The sequence below is a fragment of the Deefgea rivuli DSM 18356 genome, assembly GCF_000620145.1.
In the GTDB taxonomy this organism is placed as follows: Bacteria; Pseudomonadota; Gammaproteobacteria; order Burkholderiales; family Chitinibacteraceae; genus Deefgea; species Deefgea rivuli.
In genome coordinates this window covers 37,740-49,446 of record NZ_JHVM01000016.1, presented here as the reverse complement: position 1 = coordinate 49,446, position 11,707 = coordinate 37,740, and the positions used below count along the sequence as shown (strand labels likewise).

Below are 11,707 nucleotides of genomic sequence, written 5' to 3'. Positions count from 1 at the left end.
GAATTTTTGTGTTTTGATACAATGATTTAGCGGTGAAAATAAATATTAGATAAAAGTGTTAATAATAAACATTTAACTCATAACACTTAATGTAAAACCTTAAGTAATTTCGTAAAACTTACAAATTCATCGTTTAAAATACCGACAGCCGGACACTCACGCAGAACGCGCCCACTATGAGCAGCAAAATTTTCTATTTTTTCGTCTTTATGCTGTTCTGCTATTTCGGCTGGCGACTTATTCTGCCCGCTCAGCGTCAAGAACTGCATCGGATTAGCCAAATTAGCGCAGCCACTTTACTCAGTGCCAGCCTCATCGCTTTAATTTGGCATTTTTGGCGCTAGACTCGACAAGAAAATCCGCGCATTTGCAGTTCATCGGTTTCGCGGCGGCATTCGCGGCGACGTTCAAATCCAGCGCGCGTATCCAGCATCGCCGATTGCCGCTCATTGCGACGATCGTTTTCTCGACGGTCTGCGTCTAAACGGCGCTCTGTGCCATCCCACAATGGAAGATATTTTACAGAAGCGTCATCACCCTGAGCACGAAGATAGGGATTAGATCGTTGCGGAGCAGCATCTAGCTCGGGTACCGACTGAATTACGTAGTCAGCAAATTGCCGAGCCTGCTGTAAAAACTTAACTGATTTCATGAAATTATCTATACGTTTCAAGGGTTTACCCTATTATCGTCTAAAAATCCCATTTCTTGAATCAAAAAAAAGAGCGCCGAAGCGCCCTTGTATTGAATTGCTGTGTTTAAAGCCCTACTGGCAAACCCTTATAGTCAAACTTTAAACGGTTGCAGGCAGCAAGACCTGTTTCATTTTTTGCAAGGCTTTCGTTTCAATCTGGCGAATCCGCTCAGCCGAAACTTTAAATTCTGCCGCCAAATCATGCAAAGTCAGCGACTCGCCATCATCAGTCAACCAGCGCGCTTCGATAATACGGCGGCTACGCTCATCCAAGCCATCCAAAGCCGCTGAAATCCCAGTTGATTGCAAACGATCCGTCGCTGCGCGCGCAATGGCAGCAGTCGGTTCGTTGTGACTATCAGCCAGCCAATCAATCGGCGCATAACCGTCATCGTCACCATCATCAGCGACCAGCGCGATGTCTTGGCCGGTCATCCGCGTTTCCATTTCGAGCACTTCTTCGGGCTTCACACCCAAATCGTCGGCGATTTCTTTCGCTTGTGTGTGCGTCAAAGCCGCAAAGCTAGTTTTCATCGAACGTAGATTAAAGAACAATTTACGCTGTGCTTTAGTCGTTGCGATGCGCACCAAGCGCCAGTTGCGCAAGATGTATTCATGAATTTCAGCTTTAATCCAATGCACGGCAAACGAATACAAGCGCACGCCACGCGTTGCTTCGAAACGTTTTACCGCTTTCATCAAGCCAATATTGCCTTCTTGAATTAAATCGGCCTGCGGCAAGCCATAACCACTGTACCCACGCGCAATCGACACAACGACGCGCAAATGGGACATCACCAACTGACGCGCGGCCTCAACATCACCATTATCTTGGTGGCGCGTTGCCAAATCGTGTTCTTCTTGCGGCGAGAGCATAGGAACGGCGTTAACACGCTGAATATAGCGCTCAATACTATCGCCTACCGATAGTGTTGAAAGTGTCATCGCATTGCTCATTGCTTCAATCTCCTGTCATAAAACTTGGACCAAACCCTGCACCCAAAATATTAGCACTCAAACCATTCGAGTGCTAATTGTGTTTTAAGTTCCCTATTCAAACACATGCAAGTAGCATTGTGCACGGTAATTATTACTATCCAAGTCATAGAAGCATTCAATCTGCCGAGCGGCATTTCCCTACTTTCTAAGCCTCGACGTGCGGCGAACTCACTGGGCGACAGCTTATTCGATTCAAGCACACAGCAAATACGAATCAACTTTTCAATTTATTTAAGGGTATTGCCATCTAAGCCAAATAGAGCAATTCATAGATAGCAATACCTATATGCTCAACAAACTGTAATCGCGTTACTGTCGAATCAAATAATCAAACACCGATAACGAGGCCTTTGCGCCATCGCCCATCGCGATAATGATTTGCTTGAATGGCGTCGTCGTCACATCACCTGCAGCAAACACACCGGGCAACGAAGTTTGGCCGCGATCATCAACCACAATCTCGCCATGCCGACTCAACTCAACCGTGCCTTTCAGCCAATCGGTATTGGGCAACAAGCCAATTTGCACAAAAATCCCTGCCAGTTCGATCTGATTTTCACTGCCATCGGCGCGATTGATATAGCTTAAGCCCGTTACTTTCTCACCATCGCCCAGCACTTCCGTCGTTTGCGCCTGTGTGATGACCGTCACGTTTGGCAAACTGCGTAGCTTGGCTTGCAACACGGCATCCGCGCGCAGTTGTTCGCCAAATTCCAGCAAAGTCACATGACTGACAATCCCCGCCAAATCAATCGCTGCTTCAACGCCAGAATTGCCACCGCCCACCACGGCAACGCGTTTACCTTTAAATAAAGGCCCATCGCAATGCGGGCAATACGCGACGCCGCGACCACGATATTCCGCCTCGCCCGGCACATTCATTTCGCGCCAACGCGCGCCGGTCGCCAAAATCACGCTACGGCTTTGCAGCGTTGCGCCGTTTTCCAACTCGATTTCAAGCAAATCGCCCGTACGTAGCGCTTTAGCGCGCTGCAAATTGATAATATCCACCTCGTATTCACGCACATGGTTTTCCAGAGCCGCCGCCAATTTCGGACCTTCGGTCGCTTGCACCGAAATAAAATTCTCAATCCCCAAAGTATCAAGTACCTGACCACCAAAACGCTCAGAAACAACGCCAGTGCGAATCCCTTTACGCGCCGCATACACCGCCGCCGCCGCACCTGCTGGCCCACCGCCGACAATCAATACATCAAACGGCGCTTTGTCATTAATCTGCTGCGCTGCCTTCTCGCCACTATTTTGATCGAGCTTGGCGACGATTTCTTCGATGCTCATCCGGCCTTGGCCAAACGTTTGCCCGTTCAACAGCACCGTTGGCACCGCCATGATTTTTTGCTCGTTCACATAGTCCTGGAACAAAGCGCCATCGACCATCGTGTGGCGAATATTCGGATTCAATACCGCCAGCAAATTCAAGGCTTGCACCACGTCAGGGCAATTGTGGCAGGATAAAGAAATAAAGGTCACAAACTCCATAGGCGCAGACAGCGATTGAATCTGCGCAATCGTTGCGTCGTCAATGCGCGGTGGATGGCCGCCGACTTGCAAGAGCGCCAGCACCAGCGAGGTAAATTCATGGCCGAGCGGAATGCCGGCAAAATGCACACGCGGCGCGACGCCTTGCTCAGCAATCGCAAATGAAGGCCGCAAAGTGGCGTCGCCATTGTCACGCAAGCTGATTTTATTATTTAAGCTGGCAATCTCTTCCAGCAAAGTGCGCATTTCAGTCGCCGCAGCGCTGTCGTCCAAACTGGCAATCAGTTCAATCGGGCGCTGTAATTTTTCTAAATAAGCCTGTAATTGGGCGCGAATATTAGCGTCAAGCATAAGGAATCTCCGGTTGAGTTTTACTGATTAGCCAACGGGTATATGAATGTAGATATTTATTTAATTTATCTACATAGCTATACCTATGTAAATCATTGAGATTGGCTGATCACTAAAATCCATGCCAGCGACGTGGCACGGATGTGGGAACGGTTTTTTCCGCTCCCACAAGCACTTATTTCAGTTAGATTTTGCCAACCAAATCGAGCGACGGTTTCAGCGTCACATCGCCTGGCGTCCATTTCGCAGGGCAAACTTCACCTGGATGGCTGGCGATGTATTGCGCGGCTTGTACTTTGCGCAGTAATTCTTTTGCGTCGCGGCCAATGCCTAGATCGTGGATCTCGGCGACTTTGATTTCGCCTTCTGGGTTAATCACAAACGTGCCGCGTAATGCCAGACCTTCTTCCTCGATCATCACGTCAAAATTGCGTGTAATCGTGCCCGTTGGATCGCCGATCATTGGGTATTGAATCTTGGCGATAGTGTCTGATGCGTCGTGCCATGCTTTGTGCGTGAAGTGCGTGTCGGTCGATACCGAGTAGATTTCCACGCCAAGCTTTTGGAATTCTGGGTACAAATCAGCCAAATCACCCAGTTCAGTCGGGCAAACAAAAGTGAAGTCAGCTGGGTAGAAGAACACCACCGACCATTTGCCTTTCAGCGTTTCATCGCTAACTGGGACAAATTTACCTTCGTGGAAAGCGGTGGCTTTAAAAGGTTTAATCTTTGTATTGATGATTGCCATGATGTTGATTCCTTGTGTCGTTGAATAATGAGAACAGGGAGAATATTAAACATCATGGATCGATAGGTAAAATTGAATATTTACATTAAATCGTTAGTTAAAATATATTAAAATGGCTTGCCAGTGCTTTTTAACGACGCTCTTTTCCAGTTCAGCAGCGCAAAAAAAAATCGCCGCCCGACTTGCAATGAAGTCGAAGCAGCGATAATTTAATCAAAAACGATTACGGCCAAGTGGCAATAAACCCTAAGGTATCGCCTTGCAGCCCAATCAATCAGCGGTACTGATACAAATACCTAGCAATCGCAAAGCCCGCACCCAGCACACAAAGCAGCGCGCTGGCCGCGCACACCACCAAGGTAGTTAATAAATCAGGCGGCAATAGGCTAACCGTCTGCCCATAGGAATGCGCTAACTCCATCACCGCTGGATTCACATAGCTCACCAAAGCCCACACGATCAACACCGCCACGCCACCACCTAACACGCCTTGCACCACGGCGGCGTGCATAAATGGTCGGCGGATAAACGAATCCGTGGCGCCGATCAGCTTAGCAACTTCAATCTCATCGCGGCGCGTGAGGATCTGCATCCGAATCGCATTACCGGTAATCAGCAGCAAGCCCAGCGCCATCAAGCCTGCGACCACTTCAAATATCGCGCGCCCCAATGCAGTAATCCGCGCCAAACGCCGCGCCCAATCTGAATCGAGCTGCACTTCTTCAACAATAGTAATCGACGCCAATTCTTTTTTCAGACCGTCCAGCACGGCAGGATCATTGTCTTTTGCCAATAGCACAAACGCATCGGGCAGCGGATTTTCTGGCAAACCAGCAGTTAAATCGCTAGTGCCTAAATTCGCTTGCAGGTTTTTGAGCGCCTGATCTTTGGGTACAAATTCGACTTTCGCCCAGCGCGCATCGGCTTTCAGCGTCGCTTTCAAGGCATTCACTTCATCTACACTAGCGCTAGTGCGCATAAAAATCGATAACTGCGGATCAACAGAAACTTGCGCTGTGATATTCGACAAACTCGTAATCAACACCCACAAAGCCAGCGGCAATGCGGCGGTAATGCCGATCACCAATAAATTAAGCAGGCTGCCTATTGGGTGGCGAACCAAACTACCCAGAGTGCGCGTAAATGCTAAAAAGTGCAGACGAAACCAATGCTTCATTATTCTTTTCCCTTTTGCGCCAATGATTATTGCGCTTAAGCGGTAAATTGCCCATGCTTCAAACGCAAAATGCGCCGACCATAGTCAGCCATCAAAGATTCATCGTGCGCTGAAATCAAAATCGTAACGCCGACTTGATGGAATGATTTAAATAATTCCAAAATATCATGCGCGTAATCGCTATCCAGATTGGCCGTTGGCTCGTCGGCCAGCAAAATCGACGGTCGATGCACCACCGCGCGTGCGATGCATAGGCGCTGTTGCTCCCCACCCGACAAGGAAACTGGGTTCAACTTTTCTTTACCCGCCAAACCGACTTTATCCAGCGCCGCCAGTACGCGGCGGCGGCCTTCTGCATGATCGAAACCAATAATATCCAGCGGCAAACGCACGTTATCGAACACATTGCGATCGTACAAAATCTTATGATCTTGGAAAATCAGCCCAATATGTCGGCGCACAAACGGTAAAGAAGCACGGCTCATGCGCGCTAGATTTTGCCCATTGAGCAACACCGCACCGCTACTGGGCTTTTCGATGCCCGCCATCAACTTCAGTAAAGTCGATTTACCCGCGCCCGAATGCCCAGCCAGAAACACCAATTCGCCATCCGGCACTTCAAAGCTCAGATTGCGAATCGCGTCAAAACCACCGGGATAGCTTTTGCTCACTTGTTGAAACTGAATCATTCAAATCCTTCGCGCTCGTCGAGCGCTGCCTAAGCTGGGCGATAAAGATACTTCACTAATTCAACTTGGCCTTCATTGCGCCAATTTACTGTTTCACGCTCAGACTCGATAAATCCAAGCTTCGCCAATACGCGGCCACTCGCCAGATTGCTAAGTAAATGCGATGAGGTCATTTGCGTCATCGTCGGCAGCGACAAAATATACGGCACGAACACTTGCGCGGCCTCAGTCGCAAAGCCTTGCCCCCAATACGCTAGCCCAAACCAATAGCCCAGCTCAGCCGAATCAGCATCAAAACTCGCGCCCACACAACCCATCAGTGCGCCATCAGCTTGTCGGCAGACGGCAAAAATCACTTCACGCTCGCTGTGCTGTGCGCGAATAAAATCCAAGGCCATCTCTAATTCATAAGGATACGGAATTCGCCCCGTTTTACTCGCCACCTGCCATTCACCCGCCAATTGCACCACCATGCCCGCATCGTCCTCAGTCAAAGGACGCAAAACTAAGCGGAGCGTGTGTAATGGAGCGTGCATTTTATCTCTAGGGTATAGAATTGCAGAGCATATTAGACATTGCCTAGAAGTAAATACCCAGACTACTCAAACAAAGCATCAATATAATCTTTCGCCACAAACGGGCGTAGATCGTCAATGGTTTCACCGATGCCAATAAAGCGCAGCGGTACGGGGCGGTTTTTGGCAATCGCCGCAATAATGCCGCCTTTGGCCGTACCGTCGAGCTTGGTCAATACCAAACCCGTTAAACCCAGCGCGTCATCAAATGACTTCACCTGCGCCAAGGCGTTTTGCCCGGTGTTGGCGTCCAGCACCAGCAAAATTTCGTGCGGGCCTGTTGGATCGGCTTTTTGCACGACGCGTTTTACTTTTTTTATTTCTTCCATCAAATGCAATTGCGTTGGCAAACGCCCTGCCGTATCGACAATCACGACGTCGATGCCACGCGCTTTGGCAGCGTTCACCGCGTCAAACGCCACCGCCGCCGCATCACCCGACGCTTGCGCAATCACTTGCACACCGTTGCGCTCACCCCAAACCACCAACTGCTCACGTGCTGCGGCGCGGAAAGTGTCACCCGCAGCCAGCAGCACCGATAGGTTTTGCGATTGGAAATATTTAGCCAACTTGCCGATGCTGGTGGTTTTACCGGCACCGTTTACGCCTGCAACCATCAGAATAAATGGCTTGTGGCCCGATACATCGAGTGGAATTTCCAGCGGACGAATCAAATCGGTCAAACTGCTTTTCAGCGCATCTTTCAATTCACCCGAATCTTTCAAGCCTTTGAGCGACACGCGTTCGCGTACATCTTTCAACAAGTGCTGCGTCGCATCAACGCCCATATCGGCGGTGAGCAACACCGTTTCGAGTTCTTCGTACAGATCTTCATCAATCTGGCCGCCACCAAATACGCTCGCCAAGCTTTTACCGAGCTTATCGCGGGTTTTGGCCAAGCCCATTTTCAGGCGTTCAGTCCACGACAATTTGGGCCGCTCTTGCGGCTGCGCCAAATCGCTCGGTGGAATAAACGCATCAACGCGCACTTCGCTTGGCGGAGCAGTTGCAACTTGAGATTCAACGCGAACTGATTCAGGATCGGCGACAGATGCTGGCACTGCAATCGGCTCAACCACCACGGCAGGAGTCGCGGCAAGAACCTCATCGACAAACGGCGCAGACACTTCGGCTGGCGCGATGACTTGCGGCTCGACTTGAGGAGCCGCTTCCGGCGTGATGACCACTTCGGGGGCGATTTCGACTTCTGGCGGCTTCTTTTTCTTAAAAAAACTAAACATAGCGTTAACAAGTATCCTGCGGGAAAATAGCTGATTAATTAGATTTTAACGCGGAGCAGTGATGTCAGCACAGCATAAAAATCAGGTTCGTATTATTGGCGGGCAATACAGACGCCGTATTTTAAAATTTCCAGACTCTTTAGCGCTACGCCCAACCCCTGATCGCGTGCGTGAAACGCTGTTTAATTGGCTGGGTCAAGATTGCACCGGCATGAGCTGCTTGGATTTATTTGCCGGCAGCGGCGCGCTCGGTTTTGAAGCTGCTTCGCGCTCGGCCAAAAAAGTCGTGATGGTTGAAGCCGCTAAACCGGTTTTCAACGCCATTAAAAGTAATAAAGAACTGCTTGATGCCAGCAATATCGAACTTTATTGCGGCACAGCGGAGCGTTTTCTAAGCACCAGCGTTGAGCAATTTGATTTAGTGCTGCTCGATCCGCCGTTTGCCACTGAGCTACTCAGCCAAATCCTGCCGCAAATCGCTAGCCATTTAGCCACTGACGGCCATGTTTATATTGAGTGCGAGCAGTGGCCAGATCTCAATGATTGGCAAATCTTGCGCGAAGGCAAAGCAGGTACCGTCAAATATGCTTTATTGTGCCGTGCATCGGCTGATTAAGATACTTTTTCAAACCCTATTCAGAGTAAGGTTGTGACTTACGCTCGAAAGTGGGAAAATCCCCAACATATTGAATACTCGACTATTTTACTAAGGAATTGTCAACCATGGCACTGCTTATTACCGACGAATGCATTAACTGCGATGTTTGCGAACCAGAATGCCCAAATAGCGCAATTTCGCAAGGCGAAGAAATCTATGTGATCGACCCTAACCTGTGCACCGAGTGCGTGGGTCATTATGACGAGCCACAATGCCAGCAAGTTTGCCCAGTTGACTGTATTCCGCTTGACCCAGAGCACGAAGAAACTAAAGAAGAATTACAAGAAAAATACCTGATTATTTCCGGCCAAGCTTAAGTTCTATCAGTCAATTTCGACCAGCGGGCATTTGCCCGCTTTTTTGTTTGCTATACCATCAGTAATTGTTAATATAGTTAGTAGCATTCCCGCATGACTCGATACGTAATACAGCTTTGTATTCATGGGTTTAACGCCGCAGGAGAACATCATGGGTATTTACGACTTACGCGCCGAGATTGAGCAAAACCTCAAAATTGCCAACTCCTTTATTCATACCGATCCTGCTGAAGCCATGCGTTTGGCGCAATTTGTCATGCAGCGCGCAGAAACGATCGAAGATTCGCCATCGCAAGCCTTGGCAGCACTCGTGATCGCATTGGCGTTTCGCGCGACGCCCAGCGCTGAAAATAGCGAACGCGAATCAGCCGCCGCGAATGCCTGCCTTTTAGCGCAGCAAAACGGCCTTGATGACACGTGGATCGATGCGATTGATTGCTATGCCGATGTCAGCTACGACTCGGGCAATTACGCCGAAGCGATGGATTTATGGTTACAGCTTTTGGAAGTGGCGCTAGAACGCCACTGGCCGACCGCAATGGCGCGTGCCTATATTGGTATCGGTAAATTATTTTTCATTTATGAAGATCCGCACAGCAGCCTTGATACGCATTTAAAAGTCGCGCCACTTTTGAGCCAAATCGAGAATAAAAACATTCACGTTTGTCATTACTTAAATGTCGCTGCCGCGCAATTGCATTTACGCAATGATTTGGCCTCAAATCAGGCACTGGATTTAGCCGAAGACATTTTGCAAGATTTAGCCTTTTGCGAGTATGAACCCGAACTGTATTACTACCGTGCGCATTTATTACGCAATATTGGGCAACGTAGTGCCGCAAAAAAACAGCTCGAACGCGCCTTGGCGCTCAGCGCGCGCAGCAGTAATTACTGGGGCAAAGTCGTCAATATGATTGCGATTGGCGAATTGCATTTAGAGCAAAACGAAACGCATTCCAGTCAATATTTTATGCAACAAGCGATGGAAACAGCGGCAAGTATTCCAGCAAAATATCTATTGATGCTGGCGCATGCGGGCTTGGCGCAAACCTATGCTGCCAAAGGGCAAACCGACCTCGAATTTACGCATTGGCAGCAGCATTTTGAAATGGCAGATGAAATTAAGAGCAGTAGCACCAGCCAGCGCTTAGCCACTTTCAAACGTCATTCCTTGCTACAACGTGTTCACGAATTAGAGCAAAGTATTAACTAGGTATTGCCATGTAGGCTTTGCTAATTAATCTCTAGATAGCAATACCCATAAAAAAGCCCCGAACTCATCGGGGCTTTTTGCATTACGAGCAGATTAATAAGGCATCAATAACGGTAGTGCGCTGGCTTGTATGGGCCTTCTTTTGGCACATTGATGTAAGCCGCTTGCTCATCGGTCAACACGGTCAATTTCGCACCGATTTTTTTCAAATGCAGGCGAGCAACCATTTCGTCCAAATGTTTTGGCAACACGTAAACGCCAACTGGGTATTGATCCAATTTCGTGAACAATTCGATTTGCGCCAATACTTGGTTGGCAAACGAATTTGACATCACGAATGATGGATGACCCGTACCGCAACCCAAGTTCACCAAACGGCCTTCGGCCAACAAGATGATGCGCTTACCGTCAGGGAACACAATGTGATCGACTTGCGGCTTGATATTGTCCCACTCGTATTGGCGCAAGCTTGAAACTTGGATTTCAGAATCGAAGTGACCGATATTGCACACGATCGCATTGTTGCGCATACGCAGCAAATGTTCATGCGCGATCACGCTGACGTTACCGGTCGTCGTTACGAAGATGTCAACTTGGTCAGCCACATCATCCAAAGTCACGACGCGATAGCCTTCCATCGCCGCTTGCAGTGCGCAAATCGGGTCGATTTCAGTAATCATTACCGTCGCACCGAGGCCACGCAATGATTGTGCGCAGCCTTTACCCACGTCGCCGTAGCCCAAGACCAGCGCCACTTTACCAGCGATCATCACGTCGGTTGCGCGTTTGATTGAATCAACCAAAGACTCGCGGCAGCCGTACAAATTATCGAACTTCGATTTAGTTACCGAATCGTTGACGTTAATGGCAGGGAAAGCCAATTTGCCTTGCTCGAACATTTGGTACAGACGATGCACGCCAGTCGTAGTTTCTTCAGTCACGCCTTGGATCGCAGCCAAACGAGTTGAATACCATTTTGGATCTTTGGCGATTTGCGCTTTGATCGCCGCAAATAACACGGTTTCTTCTTCGTTCGTCGGATTGCCAACAACACTCAAATCGCTTTCAGCGCGCGTACCCAAATGCAACATCAACGTTGCATCGCCGCCGTCGTCCAAAATCATATTGGCTTGTTGGCCATCTTTCCATTCGAAAATTTGGTGCGTGAATTGCCAATATTCTTCGAGCGACTCGCCTTTAAACGCGAAAACTGGCGTGCCTTGACCGTTGTGGCCGTTCAACGCAATAGCTGCCGCAGCGTGATCTTGCGTCGAGAAAATATTGCATGAAGCCCAACGCACTTCAGCGCCGAGCGCTTGCAAAGCTTCAATCAACACACCGGTTTGAATCGTCATGTGCAACGAGCCTGCGATGCGCGCGCCTTTGAGCGGTTGCGCAGCTGCGTATTCGTCACGCACTGACATCAAGCCTGGCATTTCGGTTTCGGCAATGTTCAGCTCTTTACGGCCCCAAGCGGCCAATGAAGTATCTGCAACTTTGAAATCAGTAAACTGAGTCATGTGTTTCCCTTTAAAGAATAGAAAT

14 protein-coding genes are annotated in these 11,707 nt (G+C 49.0%); 4 read left to right on the top strand and 10 right to left on the bottom strand.

Features of this window, described 5'->3' with window-relative positions; translation table 11 throughout:
* Positions 1–86: 86 nt before the first annotated feature.
* Complete coding sequence (locus Q320_RS21535; RefSeq protein ID WP_156939027.1) at positions 87–269, bottom strand: hypothetical protein; 183 nt, start codon at positions 267–269, stop codon at positions 87–89.
* Here Q320_RS21535 and Q320_RS22305 point away from each other — a divergent pair.
* Positions 210–344, top strand: coding sequence for a protein MIGRI (locus Q320_RS22305; RefSeq protein ID WP_444542285.1), 135 nt, complete (start codon positions 210–212; stop codon positions 342–344). The genes Q320_RS21535 and Q320_RS22305 overlap by 60 nt on opposite strands.
* On the opposite strand, the gene Q320_RS0108370 is transcribed toward Q320_RS22305, so the two are convergent.
* The 8 genes from Q320_RS0108370 to ftsY form a co-directional block, all read right to left on the bottom strand.
* Positions 341–652: a hypothetical protein gene (locus Q320_RS0108370; RefSeq protein ID WP_027468622.1), complete on the bottom strand. Its 312-nt coding sequence runs from the start codon at positions 650–652 to the stop codon at positions 341–343. The two genes, Q320_RS22305 and Q320_RS0108370, sit on opposite strands and share 4 nt — an antisense overlap.
* A gap of 141 nt (positions 653–793) precedes the next feature.
* Positions 794–1,651, bottom strand: coding sequence for an RNA polymerase sigma factor RpoH (gene rpoH, locus Q320_RS0108365; protein WP_027468621.1), 858 nt, complete (start codon positions 1,649–1,651; stop codon positions 794–796).
* A gap of 351 nt (positions 1,652–2,002) precedes the next feature.
* Complete coding sequence (ahpF, locus tag Q320_RS0108360) at positions 2,003–3,544, bottom strand: alkyl hydroperoxide reductase subunit F (RefSeq protein ID WP_027468620.1); 1,542 nt, start codon at positions 3,542–3,544, stop codon at positions 2,003–2,005.
* Positions 3,545–3,728: 184 nt separating this feature from the next.
* Entirely contained in the window at positions 3,729–4,292 is a 564-nt protein-coding gene (ahpC, locus tag Q320_RS0108355) for an alkyl hydroperoxide reductase subunit C (protein ID WP_027468619.1), read from the bottom strand.
* A gap of 274 nt (positions 4,293–4,566) precedes the next feature.
* Positions 4,567–5,469 carry a permease-like cell division protein FtsX gene (gene ftsX, locus Q320_RS0108350; RefSeq protein ID WP_027468618.1) on the bottom strand — a complete coding sequence of 301 codons (903 nt, stop codon included), beginning with the start codon at positions 5,467–5,469 and terminating at the stop codon, positions 4,567–4,569.
* Positions 5,470–5,504: 35 nt separating this feature from the next.
* On the bottom strand, positions 5,505–6,158 hold the full coding sequence (gene ftsE / locus Q320_RS0108345; protein WP_027468617.1) for a cell division ATP-binding protein FtsE: 654 nt from the start codon (positions 6,156–6,158) through the stop codon (positions 5,505–5,507).
* A 29-nt stretch (positions 6,159–6,187) separates the two neighbouring features.
* Positions 6,188–6,694, bottom strand: coding sequence for a GNAT family N-acetyltransferase (locus Q320_RS19120; RefSeq protein ID WP_051534598.1), 507 nt, complete (start codon positions 6,692–6,694; stop codon positions 6,188–6,190).
* Positions 6,695–6,756: 62 nt separating this feature from the next.
* A complete protein-coding gene (gene ftsY, locus Q320_RS0108335) occupies positions 6,757–7,974 on the bottom strand; it encodes a signal recognition particle-docking protein FtsY (protein WP_027468616.1) in 1,218 nt (405 codons plus the stop codon).
* Between the two features lie 61 nt (positions 7,975–8,035).
* On the opposite strand from ftsY, the gene rsmD reads away from it, so the two are divergent.
* From rsmD to Q320_RS0108320, 3 genes are all read left to right on the top strand, one after another.
* On the top strand, positions 8,036–8,590 hold the full coding sequence (gene rsmD, locus Q320_RS0108330; protein WP_035853186.1) for a 16S rRNA (guanine(966)-N(2))-methyltransferase RsmD: 555 nt from the start codon (positions 8,036–8,038) through the stop codon (positions 8,588–8,590).
* A gap of 107 nt (positions 8,591–8,697) precedes the next feature.
* Positions 8,698–8,949: a YfhL family 4Fe-4S dicluster ferredoxin gene (locus tag Q320_RS0108325; RefSeq protein ID WP_027468614.1), complete on the top strand. Its 252-nt coding sequence runs from the start codon at positions 8,698–8,700 to the stop codon at positions 8,947–8,949.
* 151 nt (positions 8,950–9,100) lie between these two features.
* The gene (locus Q320_RS0108320; protein WP_027468613.1) at positions 9,101–10,162 is read left to right on the top strand and encodes a tetratricopeptide repeat protein; all 1,062 of its coding nucleotides are present in this window, start codon (positions 9,101–9,103) and stop codon (positions 10,160–10,162) included.
* 104 nt (positions 10,163–10,266) lie between these two features.
* On the opposite strand, the gene ahcY is transcribed toward Q320_RS0108320, so the two are convergent.
* Positions 10,267–11,682 (bottom strand): adenosylhomocysteinase, encoded by a 1,416-nt coding sequence (gene ahcY, locus Q320_RS0108315; protein WP_027468612.1) that lies wholly within the window; start codon positions 11,680–11,682, stop codon positions 10,267–10,269.
* Between the last annotated feature and the right edge of the window lie 25 nt (positions 11,683–11,707).